This is a genomic window from Reichenbachiella sp. (assembly GCF_039969095.1).
GTDB lineage: Bacteria > Bacteroidota > Bacteroidia > Cytophagales > Cyclobacteriaceae > Reichenbachiella.
Window position 1 is genome coordinate 137,712 of record NZ_JBDVOL010000010.1, and the last position, 14,817, is coordinate 152,528.

A 14,817-nucleotide genomic window follows, 5' to 3' on the forward strand; every position below is an offset into this window, starting at 1 on the left:
TATGATCCGTTATGTAACTATACTCTGTCTATCTATTTTTCTAACTGATTCTTTTGCTCAAGTAGCCACCTCCGCCAATGATCGGATGAATAATAAAGCCTTGAGACAGCAAATGCTCAAAAGCTCTTTGATTAAAGATATTCCGTTTAGAAATGTGGGACCCACTATCATGAGTGGAAGAGTGACAGACTTAGCCGTGGACCCAAATAACCCCTTGCATTTTTATGTAGCCTATGCTTCAGGAGGGCTTTGGGAAACCAAAAATGGCGGAACTTCATACGAGCCGCTTTTTGATAATGAAATGGTTATGTCTATTGGGGACATAGCCGTCAATTGGAATACGAAGACCATATATGTAGGGACAGGTGAGAATAATTCTAGTCGCTCCAGCTATTCTGGGATCGGTATTTTCAAATCAACTAACAATGGAAAAACTTGGACACACATAGGTTTGGCCGATACCCAACACATAGGAAGAATTGTTTTACATCCTACCAATGACCAGATCCTTTGGGTGGCGGCAATGGGTCATTTGTATTCAGACAATGAGGAACGTGGGATTTATAAGTCCAACAATGGAGGCAGGAGTTGGGCCAAGACACTTTTTGTTGATGATAAAACGGGTGCAATTGATTTAGTGGTAGATCCGATAAACCCGAATGTGCTTTACGCATCGATGTGGCAACGTGATCGCAAAGCTTGGAACTTTGATGGTTCGGGAATGGGAAGTGGAATATATAAATCCACAGATGGTGGACAGCATTGGAATGAAATATCGGGAGGTAATTCTGGTTTCCCTGATACGAAAGGCACGGGCCGAATTGGCTTGGCTATCTACCCTAAGAATCCCAAAATCATCTATGCCATTTTGGACAATCAAGATCGTAGACCTGAAGAAAAAAAAGAGCAGTTATCTGCGGGGCTAACGAAAGACCAAATCAAAGCTATGGACAAAGCCACCTTCTTGGCAGTGGATGATTCTCTGCTCAATGATTACCTGAAAGAGAATGGCTTTCCTAAAAAATATGATTTTGCAGAAGTAAAACGCATAGTAACAACAGGCGAAGCCAGACCATCAGATGTCGCCACGTATTTTGATGACGCCAATGCCCAATTGTTCAATACACCTGTAGTTGGTATGGAGCTATATCGTTCGGATGATGCAGGAGTGACTTGGCGAAAAACGCACAAGGATTTCATTGATAATATGTTTTATTCCTATGGATACTACTTTGGTGAGGTAAGAGTTTCTGCATCCAATTTAGATCATGTATATGCGCTAGGCGTGCCAATCATTAAATCTGAAGATGGCGGTAAAAGCTGGAATAACATTGAAGGAGATAATCAACACGGCGATCATCAAGCCCTTTGGGTAGATCCAAGTGGTTCTGGCTATTTGATTAGTGGAAATGATGGCGGAGTCAATATTTCTCACGACGATGGAAAGACATGGTTGAAAAGCAATCCTAATGCTGTCGGGCAATTCTATGATATCAATTTCGACATGGCCGAACCATACAATATATATGGTGGTCTACAGGATAATGGAGTTTGGTGGGGATCGAGTGCGTATGAATACTCAACAAGCTGGCAAAGTACGGGTAAATACCCTTGGCAGATGCTGATGTGGGGCGATGGTATGCAAACAGAAGTTGACACCCGAGATAACAATACCATATACACGGGTTTCCAATTCGGTCATTATTATCGAATTGACAAATCTACTGGTGACGAAAAGAAAATTACGCCGATGCATGATTTGGGCGAAAAGCCATATAGGTGGAATTGGGAAGCGCCGATTCATCTCTCTAGACACAATCAGGATGTAGTCTACATGGGATCCAATCGATTACATAAATCCACTACTCAAGGGGATGATTTTGGTAAGCCAACCAAAGACTTAACCAAAGGTAGGAAGGATGGAAATGTGAGTTACGGCACGCTAACAACCATATCGGAATCACCAATGAAAGAAGGGCTGCTTTATATCGGTACAGACGATGGGGTAGTGCAAGTTTCGCAGGATGGCGGAGAGGCTTGGACGATCATTGATCCTAATCTGACTAAGGATTATTGGGTGAGCAGCATAGTGCCATCCAAGTACAAGGAGAGCCGTGTGTATCTCACGCTCAACGGCTATCGAAATGATGATTTCAGCCCGTTGGTTTATGTATCAGAAAACTATGGAAAACTTTGGCGTGCTATTGGTACAAATCTGCCTATGGAAGCGGTGAATGTGATTGCCGAAGACCCAGCCAAAGAAGATGTACTTTATTTAGGCACTGACCATGGCGCTTACGCTTCTATTGATCGGGGAAATACATTTATGCTTCTAAGCGGAGGGCTGCCCAACGTGGCCGTTCATGATTTGGCGGTTCATCCTAGAGAAAATGAGCTGATAGTAGGAACCCATGGGCGATCAGTGTACGTGGCAGATGTGAAAGCCATTCAAAATCTCACTGAGTTAGGCAAAAAAGAATCATTGAAAATTCTGTCCATTCAAGAAATGAAATTCAATGATAACTGGGGAGCGTACAAATATGGTAGCCAATGGTACGGCTACAATGAGCCGACATGCGAAATGGTCATCTACAGTGAGGCTGCAGGTAAAGCCCAACTCAAAGTCTTAGATGGCGAAAGAACGATGTTCGTGACTAACATTGACCTATCCGCGGGGCTCAATTTCTACAATTATGACCTTTCCAGATCTGGAGATGCCGCTGAAGATGGTACCCCAAAAGCTAAAAATGGCAAGGTGTATTTAGAGGCAGGGGAGTATGCTATTCAATTTAATGTGGATGGGAAGATTGCGAATGGTAAGCTCGTGGTGAAGGAGTGATTTATTACCCGTCATGCCCCGGTTTATCCGGGGTATCTGTTTCGGTGACCTCTGCTGCATTTACAGGCAGATTCCCTAGACGAGCTTGCTTTCAGCAGTCTCGCTAGAGAATGACGTCGTACTCTCGGAATTTGTCACTTCGAGGAATCGAGAAGTCCAATAGTATCCGTTTAGATTTCTCTCTCCGTTCAAAATGACAATCCTTAGCCATACTGTTTAATATTAAAATATCTAACTCTGGATTCATGTCCTGAGTTAATAGCTTGATAGATTAAGAATGGAATACTCAATACGCCAACCATTCCTGAGATAGCATAAACTTGCGAAGTTTTGAAAAAATAAGGCCAGAGCAGTATGAATAATATCGAAGTGCCAACAAGAAAGATCAAAAGGCTGACGATCCCAATTACTCTACTTTCTTCAGCTTTTATGTCATTAACATGATAACTTTTATTACAAGAACATGAGTTGCATAAAAGGTGGATTTTTTCTCCTTGTTTTTTTACAAGAACAAACCGATCTTTTGCTATAGAATTAAAACTAATTTCTGAATTACAATTCAAACATTTAGTATATAGCCTCATAGGTTGTTTAAATATATTTTTCAATAATGCCCACTCAATTCAAACTCATCTTTTTCGGAATCCAAGAGATTGCCACCTTCGCATTTGAGCGTGCGATGTGGGTAATAGTTTATGAAACTATGATTGTGTGTCGCCATGAGTACGGCCGTGCCACTTCTGTTGATTTCTAAGAAGAGATTGAAAATGCCGTCTGACACTTCTGGATCCAAATTTCCTGTAGGCTCATCGGCAATAAGTATGGCTGGTTCGTTGATCAGTGCTCTGGCGATGACCACACGCTGTTGTTCTCCGCCTGAGAGCTGGTGCGGCTGCTTATCTGCTGCGGCGCCAAGCCCCACGCGCATGAGTACCTCTGCTAGTCGGGTTTTTATTTTTGATTTGTCTTTCCAGCCAGTAGCTTTCATGACGAAAACCAAGTTTTCCGTAACTGTCCGGTCTGGAAAAAGCTGAAAGTCCTGAAAAATAATACCGATTTTTCTTCGTAGGAAGGGTACATCCTTAGATTTGATATTTTTGATATTAAAGCCCGTCACGTCGGCAGTGCCTTCTCTTAATGCCAAGTCAGCATAAAGCGTTTTAAGGAGGGAAGATTTGCCGCTGCCTGTTCGACCCACCAAAAAGACGAATTCGCCTTTTTCGATTTTGAAACTGATCGAATTGAGTACGGCCTGATTTTCCTGATAGATGGTTGCATCATTTACTTCTACCACAGGGTTCGCACTAAATTCCATTGTACTTATATGTTTAAGGGTTGAATTTTACCGAAAGGAAGTTGATCAATAACTGCTTTGAGTGCTTCCTCTTTGCCCTCTAGACCATATTTTTCTAGTTTTTTCAATGGGCGATCTGCCCGAAAATAGGCAATTAAAACGAAATCATCATCCCGTAGCTGGATATAGTCCGGTATTTTGGCCTTTCCTTTTACCTTAATGATATGCATAGGGCGAGAGCTACGAGATGATGAAAGCTAAAAATTAGTTTCCTTTTTGATGATCAGCCAAGAATTGAGCCAATCCACTGTCAGTCAATGGGTGCTTCAACAAGCCAGTAATCACTTTGAGTGGACAAGTCGCTACGTCAGCACCGATCTCAGCACAGTGAATCAAGTGCATATTGTGTCTGACAGAAGCTGCTAATACTTCAGTATCTAATTCTGGGTAGTTGCTATAGATATGCACGATCTGCTCGATCAATTGCAAACCATCTACAGAAATATCGTCTAATCTTCCAATAAATGGAGAAACGTAGGAAGCTCCAGCTTTTGCAGCTAATAATGCTTGTCCCGCATTGAAAATCAATGTACAGTTGGTACGGATACCTTCGCTACTTAATGCTTTAATTACTTTGATGCCATCTTTGATCATTGGCACCTTCACCACGATTTTTTCATCGATTTTGGCTAATACGTGTGCCTCTTCCATCATGGTTTTGTAGTCTGTGGCGATTACTTCCGCACTTACGTTGTTGTCTACGATGTCGCAGATTTTTTTGTAGTGTGCGAGGATGTTTGCCTGACCAGTGATGCCTTCTTTGGCCATCAATGAAGGATTGGTAGTCACGCCGTCCAATACGCCTAAGTCATAGGCTTCTTGAATTTCGTCCAAGTTGGCCGTGTCGATGAAAAATTTCATATTTTCTTTTTTTTAGTGTGAATGAAATTGCTAGCCGACAAAATTATAAAGAAAAGCTTCAATGAGATAATGAACCAATGATTTAATGAGATAATGATTTAATAAGCTGAGGAATCAATGAACTAATGAACGACCACTATAGTGGAGCAAATAGAGGCTCTTATGAACTCATTAATCGATTAAAAAGAATTAATAATTGAAAGAGAGAGGGGTATAAAAATGGCAAACCAACATCGCACCGCTACGACTATCTACCCTTGCTGCCTTCCGGCCCTGGGGGAGTTCGACAGGAGCTGGTCGTATCGATTTGCCACTGCAAAATTAGAACGATTTTTTCCTAAAGCCAGACTTCCTTCAATTATTTTTTTAAGAATTGGAAACCTATCATGACACCATCTGTCTTTTGCTTAAATTAGGTTTGGAATTTTAATCAAATAATGAAAACGACTCAACTTATACTCGGACTATTGCTGCTTTCTGTTTCGACTTTCGGTCAAACCATTATCCCTCAAAAATCAGATACAATCAATCAAAAATCGGAGTTGCAATACTTTGGCGATCAGGCAGTGGAGAAAGATTCTTTAAGCGTAAAATCAGAACCAGAGCAACCAATCAAAGTGGATACGGTTACTACTCAGCCTGTGATCATCAAATATTATCAAGCAACTGAGCCTTATCAGCCTGAAGTAGAGGATAAGCCAACCAAGAATAAAAATCAGATCAAAACATTGACTGGCAGAATGAATCACAGTGGTGGCTACGGTGCTGTAAGTTTTAAATCATCAAGTTTTAAAGGAGAAACACTCGTGTTGGGGGGTCTTCGCGGAGCTTGGATTGTTAATAGGACCTTGGCTATTGGTTTAGATATGTATGGTATTATTCCCACTACAAAATATCGAGATGTTGATGATACCGACCCTTGGAATGAGTTGCGATTGCTTGGTGGGTATGGAGGAATTATGCTTGAGCCTATTTTCTTTTCTAATGAAGTCGTGCATATTACCTTTCCTGTTTCTGCTGGCGCTGGATGGTTGGGATATGAAGACCCTGATCAAGAAAGTTTCTGGAGCAATAATGATGGATTGATAGACGATGATGTATTCTGGTATATCGAACCAGGAGCAAACTTAGAAGTGAATATCGCTCGAAACTTTAGAATAGATTTGGGTGTCTCCAAACGTTTCACGCAAGACTTACAACTGATGAATACGGAAAGTGACGAATTCGATGAAATCAACTACTATCTCACATTGAAGATAGGTGGGTTTTAATGAGTCTCTGTTTTGATGTTTAAAACAGACAAAGCTTCATCCACATGACGTCTTCCGTTCAACTGAGATTTGATAGTATGCATGAGTTTCCCCTGTTTATCAAAAATGAAGGTTACTCTATCCTTAAGTAAGCCAAATAATTTCCGTCCTACTCCAAAGGCTCTTTCGGCTTCGCGATTTACATCACTGAGTAATCGATATTCTAAATGAAATCGAGTGGCAAATTTTTTGTGCGAAGACACAGTATCCTCGCTGACACCAAATACTTTAACACCAGCTTTTTTCAGATCACTATAATGCGCTTCAAATTCGCATGCTTCAATATTGCAGACAGGCGTATTATCTCTAGGGTAAAAAAATACTACCACGGGTTGGCCTACAAAGTCTCTGAGTTTAATCCAAGCCCCATCCTGATCGGCCAAGGTAATATCTGGTAATTCGTCTCCTTTAGTTAATTCCATCTTCAAATAGTTTTTGAAACTAAAAGCTAAATAATATTTTTATAAAATTCTATTCCCACAGTGGGCTAGGGTACATTCCTTGAGCCACATATTTTTGAATAGCCTGGGCTGCATATTGTGCATCTTCTTTGTAAGTCACACCAAACCACTTGGCTCCTGAGTGTAATACTGAAACTTCAATCATGCCTTTTTTAATCATTTGATCAATGACCGTAGGAATTTGATATTCATCTTTCGTCAAGTCAGGTGTTGTTTCAAGAAAACCCTTAAACTGTGATTTTAGTTCATCGAAAAGATTATTCTGAAAACCCCAAAAATTCATGGATGCTAGTCCTTCGGTGATCTCAATATCTCCTTCTGCTAATATTTTATCACCCTTAGCGAATATACCGTGTGTTTCTTTTATTGAAGACAAATAACCATTTTCATCGCTGATAGAAATACCACGGGACACCGTGCCATTGGCAGATAATGTGTTCTCCAGATCATAACCTACCATACTGTAATTATTAGGAGCAGTATTCTTTTGTAAGAAATTAGCCATCGTGCTAAACGCATCTTTGCCGTAATAGTCATCGGCATTGATCATAGCGAAATTTCCTTCGATTTTATCGCTGGCACACATGATCGCATGGGCGGTACCCCATGGTTTCAATCTTTTGGATTGAATATCTGGATGAATAAATTCGGTGTATTGATCTTGATAAGCGTAGGAAATTTTGCCTTTAGCGGAGGTCATTTTATCAACCAACTCAAAAGTATCCTGTTCCACATCCTTATTAATTACAAGTACCACTTTTTCGAACCCATTGTTTAATGCGTCATAGATGCTGTATTCCATTATGGTTTCTCCATGTGGTCCCATGGGTGCTACTTGTTTGGCTCCGCCAAATCTGCTGCCTCTTCCTGCCGCAAGTATGAGTAAAGTGGGTTTCATTAAAAAATTTAAATATTGGATTAGAAATTAGCTTGCAAGTTAATATTACTCGGGAAATAATGTACGGTCAATATTTGGAATCACCTGAAGTGCATTTTTATAATATAATTTTTTGAGTACCTCATCTTCTAAACCCAATCCGTACATTTTCCAATACGCATGGTATTTTTTATAGTAAGGGAAATATTCATCGCGAGTTTCTAATACTCTGAAGTAGGTGTAGTATTGTTCTTTGTTGTAGGAGTCTTTGCCAAACATGACTCGGTCTTGATATTTAGTGAGGAAGGCTTTGGCAGCACGAGGTTGTCTTCCTAACTCTGCTATTACTGCTCCTATTTCAGAATACATGTTGGGATATTTGTCCATCAATTCACCAAGTGTATTAAGGTCATTGGCATACCATCCCAAGTGCGCATTGATAAATTTAGTATTTGGATGTTTTTCAAAAATATGATGTTGCTCGGCAATAATTTGTTCCCACGGAGCTGGGTTGTCTGCTCCTCGCTTTCTGCCTGGTTTTGTTTTCAGTTCCAGCCAACGTTCATTGTTTTCGTCATGCGCATCCCAAAATGGCTTTGGATCTGCTGAATGAATGAGCACTGGGATACCTAACTCTCCGCATTTGGCCCATACGGGATCCAATCTAGGATCGTCTACAGCGATTCTGTTTCCGTTGTTGTCAGTATGGTGGAGTCCAAGACTTTTGTAAATTTTGAGTCCATTGGCTCCAGCTTTCACATCCGCTTCTAGCTGAGCTACCGTGTTTTTTGACCAATTAGGGTCGTCTATATTTTCTAAAGATATATTCGTAAATACAATGAATCGATTAGGTGCATTTTCTTTCACATTATTCATCACACCATTAAAATGCTCATCACTTCCTCGCCCTCTTCCACTCAAGTTGACCATCACTGCCATGTTCAAATCATCCATGTCTTGTAATAGAGGCCTTAAATCTTGGGTATTCATGCCGAACTGATGATTGTGAACATCTATAAATGGGAATTTGGCACGAGTAATAATATTTTCTTCAACCACTAGAGTAGATGGAGGATTGTAATTTTCAAAATCCATGGTTTGGCAATTCGCCGATAAAGAAATGATTGAAAACGTGAGTAAGACTAAGTAGCTTATCTTCATATGGAGCAATAATTAAAGTTGAATGTCATTGTTAACCAATAATCGAGCGATGGGTTGCGCAATATTAGAGTTAAATTTCGTTATTTTGTAAAATTACAATTTGTCTATGCGATTTCTAATTCTATTCTGTTTCGGAATAATTCTCTTATTTGTTTCTAATGAATCTTTTGCTCAATCTTCTCGTGAGTCAGAAGTGAAGCCTATACCAGCGAGTTCGTCACAGACTTTTTCCAATAAAAAGAAAAAATCAAAAAAAGCTTTTAATAAAAACTATGATCAAGGGATCAAAGATTATGAAAAGCTAATGAAGGCGAATAAAAAGAAGTATCGCAAAATGGCTAAAGGAATGGAGAAACCTCAGTATTCAGATCCTACCTATTTCGGTCATAAAAAGAAGCCTAAAAAACGCCCCAAAGGCAAACGAAAATTTTGCGACGAGTGTGGAATCGTCCACTAGCTTGGCTATCTTTCTTATGTGAAAGCAAAGCCTAATTCTTACATAGAACATACTAATCTGAGATCTGAGTTGATTGATCGTGATATTGATCAGTTAATTTCAGAAGCAAAAAAACATCAATTTTTTGGTGTTTGTGTGCCTCCATTTTGGGTCAAAAAAGCCAGTCGTGAATTGAAAGCATCAGACATTCAATTGGTGACTGTTATTGGGTTTCCTTTAGGGTACCAAATGACTCAAACCAAAATGGCGGAAATGGAATTGGCGATAGCAGATGGTGCTGACGAGATGGATTTAGTCATGAATGTTTCTGCTTTTAAATCTGGTATGAGCTGGCCAAAAATTGAAATGGCTAAGGCTGCAAAAATGGCACATGAGCATAATAAGTTGCTCAAGGTAATAGTGGAAACCGCGTTGTTATCTGAAGACGAACTAGTTCAAGTTTCAAAAATAGTGTCCGATGCTGGAGTAGATTTCATTAAGACATCCACGGGTTTTTCTTCTCGAGGTGCAAGTGTAAGAGACATTGAAATTATGAAAATGAATATTTCTTCAAATGTGGGAATCAAAGCTTCGGGCGGGATCAAAACGCTATCACAATTGCAATCACTAATCGATGCAGGAGCAGAAAGAATAGGAACTTCGTCAGGAGTAAGTATAATGAAAGATTACTATGATGGATGAAGTCATTGGTCGATCGATTTTGGTCTCAGGTAGAGTTCAGGGAGTTTTTTATAGGGCATCCACTGTGGCAGAAGCTAAGAAGCTCAATTTGAAAGGCTGGGTGAAAAATTTATCAAATGGCGATGTGTTGATTGAAGTTTTTGGTTCACCCAAAAATATTAAAGTCTTAATCAATTGGTGCAAACAAGGTCCACCGCTTTCTGAGGTAGCTGATATTAAAATTCAGGAAATCCCTTTGAGGGAAGAAAACGAATTTAAAGTAGCTTATTGAAAGAAATTTCAGGACGCTTTTCTAAGTTTTTTTTCCTTTAGTACCACTCGTTTTACTCCATTTCTTTTCAGAATTTTAATCTCGAAGTAGTCATTGATGAGCCCTTTCACAGCATTTCTAACAAAAGTCAACTCTCTATTTTTATCATTGAATACAGTAAGCTGTAAAATGCCTTTGATGACACTTGGGTTTTCGGTAAGATCATTCACCCAGCGGTCAAATGTATTGCTCCATTCTTCCTTGTATTTTTCTTCATGAGACTTGCCATCCCAAATGATTTCAAGTTGATTGTCCCCATACTTATATCGGTAGGCCACACACAAGTTTTCATAAATGCCTACCAATTCATTCGTGTTGTCAAATCGATAATCTAATATTCGCTGAAAAGTATCGTCAACTAATCCAAGAGGATTAAAGTAAATACTGTATTTGTGAATGGCAATCTCAACTAATCGCTGAGCAAGGTCTGTGAATATTTGATCCTGCGCTGTTTTGAGTAGGATGTTTTTATCCTTTTCGAAACTCTGTAGAAATGCTGTCTGATGATTGACTTGATTCAAGGTAATTTATTAACAAGTTATACACAAAAGTAGATAGGAATAGGGATAATAGAAAGGTAATGATATGATAATAAAATATGATTTATTCTCTTGGAAAGGTTTTATTAAACTTGCGCTGCAAAACGAATTTAAAGTTCATTTCGAATTATTTGAACTTTGATTCCCATGCTTAATTTAAATGAACTAATTTTATTAGAGTAACAAATTACTTTATAAACCCCATTATTAACTAATTAATCAATTATGAAACATTTAATTTTACTAATGTTTATTTGCTCCTCGACATGGCTTTATGGTCAATCAGGGGCGGTGTCTGGTCAGATTGTTGACGGAGATACCAACGAGCCATTGATCGGTGCAACGGTTATGGTACAAGGAACCAGTAACGGAGTCATTACTGATTTGGAAGGAAATTTCAAACTTGGCGATCTGGAACAGGGCAATGCCACTTTACTTATTAACTATATAGGATACTCAGAAATTAAGAAATCTGTGGATCTATCAAATAATATGGTTGATTTAGGTGTCATAAAAATAATGAGCTCTGCTGTTGGACTTAACGAAGTAATGGTAATTGCTTCCGTTGGTGTAGATAGAAAAACACCAGTTGCAATGTCTAACGTAAAAGCCGCACAAATAGAAGCTAAAATTGGGAGTCAGGAGTTTCCTGAAATATTAAAATCAACTCCAGGTATTTACGCTACACGTGCGGGTGGTGGATTTGGAGATGGTCGAGTAAATATTCGAGGCTTTAATGATGAAAATGTAGCTGTATTAATTAATGGTATTCCTGTTAATGATATGGAAAACGGAAATGTTTACTGGTCTAACTGGGCCGGATTGACAGACGCAACCAACACCATGCAGGTACAAAGAGGACTAGGTGCTTCAAAAGTAGCTGTACCATCTATTGGAGGTACAATCAATATTATCTCTAAAGCTTCTGAAAGAGAAGAAGGTGGCGATGTTTATGTAGCTACAGGAAATGATGCTTATAGTAAAATTGGATTCCAACTTTCTTCAGGACTTAATGAAAAAGGATGGGCTTTTACTGTAGCAGGTTCAAAAACACAAGGAGATGGTTTTGTGGATGGAACTGAATTTCTTGGCTTCTCATACTTTGCAAACATCGCTAAAAAAATAAATGACAATCACGAATTGACATTTACTGCTGTAGGAGCCAAACAAAGACATGGTCAGCGACAAAACACTCATCAATTAAGTAGCTACGAAGCATCTCCATCTGGTATAAAATACAACTCAGATTGGGGTATTAGAGATGGTAATGTTGTAAATGTGGAGGACAACTTTTATCATAAGCCACAATTGTCTTTGAATCATTATTGGACAATTTCTGATAAAACGGAAGTATCAACTGCTGTTTATGCCTCGTTTGGCACAGGTGGTGGCGGTGGAACCGGAGGCGAATGGAATGTAGGCCCCGGAAATACAAAACCTACAGTAGGAGGTCCTTATGACGCGATTGATGTAGATGCATTGGTTGAGATCAATCAGAATAATGCAAGCGGAGAATCGCTAGCATGGCAACGTGCTTCAAGAAATGATCACAACTGGTATGGTATTTTATCTACTGTTAATCAAGAGATATCTGAAAGCCTGACTTTCATGGGAGGAATTGATTTGAGATCCTATACAGGAAAGCATTTTTATGAAGTGACTGATCTACTAGGAGGAGAATACATAGTGAATAACGACGATGTAAATAATCCAAATAGAATCCTCAAAACTGGTGATAAGTATAACTATAATTATGATGGTAAAGTGGGTTGGCAAGGAGTTTTTGGACAAGTAGAATATTCACAAGATGCGCTTTCTGCATTTGTGACTTTGTCCTTGTCTAACACTTCATATCACAAATTAGAGTATTTTAATCAGGCACCTGGAGATGAAAAATCAGAATCTGTGAATTTCTTTGGGTATCAGGTAAAAGGTGGTTTGAATTATAACCTTACAGACAACCACAATGTTTACTTTAATGCAGGATATTTTTCTAAAGCACCATTTTTCAGAGCAGTTTTCTTGAATAGAGAAACAAACGATTTGAATGAAGATGCTGAAAATGAGAAAATCTTGAGTACTGAAATAGGTTATGGTTATAGAAGTGGTGATTTGACCTTAAACGTAAATGTGTATAGAACACAGTGGAACGATAGAAGTATGACAAAATCTTTACCTTCTGGTGATGAGCTGTATTTTGCTAATATTCTAGGAATAAACGCTGTGCATCAGGGGATTGAAATAGATGGGGCTTATGACATAACTCCTAATCTTAAAATCACTGGTATGTTATCTTTAGGAGACTGGATATGGGCCAACGATGTTGAGAATGTTTTTGTCCAAGATGAGGATGGAAATATAATAAATGAAGATGATCCTATCAGTGTATATAGTGATGGATTGAAAGTAGGTGATGCTGCACAAACTACTGGAGCCATCGGTCTTACTTACACATTGATGAAGGGATTGAGCGTTGCGGTAGACTATACTCATGCAAGTAATTTGTATGCATCGTTTGATCCGACAGCAAGAACATCTGAAGCAGACCGTGAAGATTCATGGAAAGTCCCTTCATACAACCTCTTTGACTTAAACGTGACATACAATTTTGATATTGCTGATTTTAACTCTTCAATTTATGCTAACATCTATAATATAGGAGATGTTCATTATGTGGCAGACGCCAATGATGGTTCGGGTCATGATGCAGCTTCAGCTTCTGTTTATTATGCAGCTGGATTGACTTGGAACTTAGGGCTTAGAATCAGATTTTAAAACACAATAATGATTTCAATAATGAAAAATATATATAAAATATTTAGTTACAGTTTAGCAATGACACTTGTGTTTTTTGCAGCATGTGATTCTCCTCTGCAAGATGAGATCGATGAAATAGAGGAGTCAACTGCAATAGTTAAGGACATCGAGTATACCTTGACAGATGATGACTATGGTACTATAGATGATGAATGTGAATGTTCGGGATTTGGATCATTCAATACCGAAGATGATGCAAAGGAGTTTATTCCAGTAGCATTGAATGATGTGTTTCCTGCATTAGGAAGTGGATCTTCAATTATTGCTACCTATAAATTGTATAAAGGTAGTTCTCCTGATTTAAGAGGTGATAGCGAAGCATATACTGTAACAAGCGCAGAGTATGATGAACTTGGTTTTACTTACGGTAATTTCAGTAGTCTTGAATTTGATATTCCGCTATATGCAGATTATAAATGGCCGAATGCCGGAGATGGTGATTACATGGATATTACGCATCAATATTACAATGGATCAGCAACTGTGACCGAAGTTTCAAGAGCTGGTTATACGGTTGCATACGGCTGGAAATATGTAAACATCTTACCAGATGCTGATTACGGTGATTATTTTGGCGAAAGTGGAACAGACTTTAGTACAGAAGATGAAGGAGAAGAAAAGATGCCTGTTTATTTAGCAGACATGATTAAATTTTCTTCTGATGGTGATATTCGCTTGGTTCAATATAATTATGATGATGGCGAGGATGGAGACGTTCCAACATTAAGGATGTATATTTTCGATGATGCATCATGGTTGCTTTATAATGACTACTATCAAACTGTTGATCAAATATTAAGTTTTAGTAATGACGGCAAAGATTGGGTGCCTGATAATACTATCAAATATACTTTAGCCTCTGCTGATTATGCATCAGTTGGTGAAGCTTGGGCCACTAAAAATGCTGATGGTTCAACTAGTATTTCGCAGTATGGCAATTATGATTTGACCTTATGGTCTGACGATCAAATTGTAGAATCACTTAATGAATTAATGCTAGGAAGCAGTGCTTTCTTGAAGGAAGTGGGTCAAAAATATTTAGTTTCTTATGCGGTTTGGATGCCTGGTGCTGGAACTAATAGCAAACTATTTATTTATGATGGAACCAATTTTGTCATTGTAGAAGAAGAATAAATCAATATTAAGATTT

Annotated in this window: 14 protein-coding genes and 1 other RNA gene; 7 read left to right on the forward strand and 8 right to left on the reverse strand. The window is 38.8% G+C overall.

Annotated features, from left to right (window positions below):
• Position 1: 1 nt before the first annotated feature.
• The gene (locus ABJH98_RS03925) at positions 2–2,839 is read left to right on the forward strand and encodes a glycosyl hydrolase (RefSeq protein WP_348306326.1); all 2,838 of its coding nucleotides are present in this window, start codon (positions 2–4) and stop codon (positions 2,837–2,839) included.
• A 604-nt stretch (positions 2,840–3,443) separates the two neighbouring features.
• On the opposite strand, the gene ABJH98_RS03930 is transcribed toward ABJH98_RS03925, so the two are convergent.
• From ABJH98_RS03930 to ffs, 4 genes are all read right to left on the reverse strand, one after another.
• Entirely contained in the window at positions 3,444–4,154 is a 711-nt protein-coding gene (locus ABJH98_RS03930; protein ID WP_348306327.1) for an ATP-binding cassette domain-containing protein, read from the reverse strand.
• Between the two features lie 5 nt (positions 4,155–4,159).
• Positions 4,160–4,363 (reverse strand): fructose-6-phosphate aldolase, encoded by a 204-nt coding sequence (locus tag ABJH98_RS03935; protein WP_348306328.1) that lies wholly within the window; start codon positions 4,361–4,363, stop codon positions 4,160–4,162.
• A 34-nt stretch (positions 4,364–4,397) separates the two neighbouring features.
• Positions 4,398–5,054, reverse strand: a complete 657-nt coding sequence (fsa, locus tag ABJH98_RS03940; protein WP_348306329.1) for a fructose-6-phosphate aldolase — start codon at positions 5,052–5,054, stop codon at positions 4,398–4,400.
• A gap of 216 nt (positions 5,055–5,270) precedes the next feature.
• Positions 5,271–5,368: signal recognition particle sRNA small type (ffs, locus tag ABJH98_RS03945), an RNA gene on the reverse strand.
• A 123-nt stretch (positions 5,369–5,491) separates the two neighbouring features.
• Between ffs and ABJH98_RS03950 the strand changes: the two genes are divergently transcribed.
• Positions 5,492–6,325: a hypothetical protein gene (locus tag ABJH98_RS03950; protein ID WP_348306330.1), complete on the forward strand. Its 834-nt coding sequence runs from the start codon at positions 5,492–5,494 to the stop codon at positions 6,323–6,325.
• Here ABJH98_RS03950 and ABJH98_RS03955 read toward each other — a convergent pair.
• The 3 genes from ABJH98_RS03955 to ABJH98_RS03965 are packed head-to-tail and all read right to left on the reverse strand — an operon-like array spanning position 6,322 to position 8,797.
• On the reverse strand, positions 6,322–6,786 hold the full coding sequence (locus ABJH98_RS03955) for a peroxiredoxin (protein ID WP_348306331.1): 465 nt from the start codon (positions 6,784–6,786) through the stop codon (positions 6,322–6,324). The two genes, ABJH98_RS03950 and ABJH98_RS03955, sit on opposite strands and share 4 nt — an antisense overlap.
• A gap of 49 nt (positions 6,787–6,835) precedes the next feature.
• Complete coding sequence (locus tag ABJH98_RS03960; protein ID WP_348306332.1) at positions 6,836–7,723, reverse strand: sugar phosphate nucleotidyltransferase; 888 nt, start codon at positions 7,721–7,723, stop codon at positions 6,836–6,838.
• Between the two features lie 45 nt (positions 7,724–7,768).
• Entirely contained in the window at positions 7,769–8,797 is a 1,029-nt protein-coding gene (locus ABJH98_RS03965) for an amidohydrolase family protein (RefSeq protein WP_348306333.1), read from the reverse strand.
• Between the two features lie 172 nt (positions 8,798–8,969).
• Between ABJH98_RS03965 and ABJH98_RS03970 the strand changes: the two genes are divergently transcribed.
• From ABJH98_RS03970 to ABJH98_RS03980, 3 genes are read left to right on the forward strand one after another with little or no spacing between them, the layout of a single operon-like run.
• The gene (locus tag ABJH98_RS03970) at positions 8,970–9,320 is read left to right on the forward strand and encodes a hypothetical protein (protein WP_348306334.1); all 351 of its coding nucleotides are present in this window, start codon (positions 8,970–8,972) and stop codon (positions 9,318–9,320) included.
• 18 nt (positions 9,321–9,338) lie between these two features.
• Positions 9,339–10,001 (forward strand): deoxyribose-phosphate aldolase, encoded by a 663-nt coding sequence (deoC, locus tag ABJH98_RS03975; protein WP_348306335.1) that lies wholly within the window; start codon positions 9,339–9,341, stop codon positions 9,999–10,001.
• Positions 9,994–10,272, forward strand: a complete 279-nt coding sequence (locus ABJH98_RS03980) for an acylphosphatase (RefSeq protein ID WP_348306336.1) — start codon at positions 9,994–9,996, stop codon at positions 10,270–10,272. The genes deoC and ABJH98_RS03980 overlap by 8 nt, the downstream gene beginning before the upstream one ends.
• 8 nt (positions 10,273–10,280) lie before the next feature.
• Here ABJH98_RS03980 and ABJH98_RS03985 read toward each other — a convergent pair whose 3' ends face one another.
• Positions 10,281–10,832, reverse strand: coding sequence for a hypothetical protein (locus tag ABJH98_RS03985; RefSeq protein ID WP_348306337.1), 552 nt, complete (start codon positions 10,830–10,832; stop codon positions 10,281–10,283).
• Positions 10,833–11,075: 243 nt separating this feature from the next.
• Here ABJH98_RS03985 and ABJH98_RS03990 point away from each other — a divergent pair, with 243 nt between their 5' ends.
• The gene (locus ABJH98_RS03990) at positions 11,076–13,625 is read left to right on the forward strand and encodes a TonB-dependent receptor (RefSeq protein WP_348306338.1); all 2,550 of its coding nucleotides are present in this window, start codon (positions 11,076–11,078) and stop codon (positions 13,623–13,625) included.
• 21 nt (positions 13,626–13,646) lie between these two features.
• The gene (locus ABJH98_RS03995; RefSeq protein WP_348306339.1) at positions 13,647–14,801 is read left to right on the forward strand and encodes a hypothetical protein; all 1,155 of its coding nucleotides are present in this window, start codon (positions 13,647–13,649) and stop codon (positions 14,799–14,801) included.
• Positions 14,802–14,817 lie beyond the last annotated feature (16 nt).

What these genes read in the sequence shown, in the direction of transcription:
- ABJH98_RS03930 (WP_348306327.1), bottom strand. Translation starts at nt 4,154, where the DNA reads ATGGAATTTAGTGCGAACCCTGTGGTAGAAGTAAATGATGCAACCATC.
- fsa (WP_348306329.1), bottom strand. Translation starts at nt 5,054, where the DNA reads ATGAAATTTTTCATCGACACGGCCAACTTGGACGAAATTCAAGAAGCC.
- ABJH98_RS03990 (WP_348306338.1), top strand. Translation starts at nt 11,076, where the DNA reads ATGAAACATTTAATTTTACTAATGTTTATTTGCTCCTCGACATGGCTT.
- ABJH98_RS03955 (WP_348306331.1), bottom strand. Translation starts at nt 6,786, where the DNA reads ATGGAATTAACTAAAGGAGACGAATTACCAGATATTACCTTGGCCGAT.
- ABJH98_RS03970 (WP_348306334.1), top strand. Translation starts at nt 8,970, where the DNA reads ATGCGATTTCTAATTCTATTCTGTTTCGGAATAATTCTCTTATTTGTT.
- ABJH98_RS03950 (WP_348306330.1), top strand. Translation starts at nt 5,492, where the DNA reads ATGAAAACGACTCAACTTATACTCGGACTATTGCTGCTTTCTGTTTCG.
- ABJH98_RS03960 (WP_348306332.1), bottom strand. Translation starts at nt 7,723, where the DNA reads ATGAAACCCACTTTACTCATACTTGCGGCAGGAAGAGGCAGCAGATTT.
- ABJH98_RS03980 (WP_348306336.1), top strand. Translation starts at nt 9,994, where the DNA reads ATGGATGAAGTCATTGGTCGATCGATTTTGGTCTCAGGTAGAGTTCAG.
- ABJH98_RS03935 (WP_348306328.1), bottom strand. Translation starts at nt 4,363, where the DNA reads ATGCATATCATTAAGGTAAAAGGAAAGGCCAAAATACCGGACTATATC.
- ABJH98_RS03965 (WP_348306333.1), bottom strand. Translation starts at nt 8,797, where the DNA reads ATGGATTTTGAAAATTACAATCCTCCATCTACTCTAGTGGTTGAAGAA.
- ABJH98_RS03995 (WP_348306339.1), top strand. Translation starts at nt 13,647, where the DNA reads ATGAAAAATATATATAAAATATTTAGTTACAGTTTAGCAATGACACTT.
- ABJH98_RS03925 (WP_348306326.1), top strand. Translation starts at nt 2, where the DNA reads ATGATCCGTTATGTAACTATACTCTGTCTATCTATTTTTCTAACTGAT.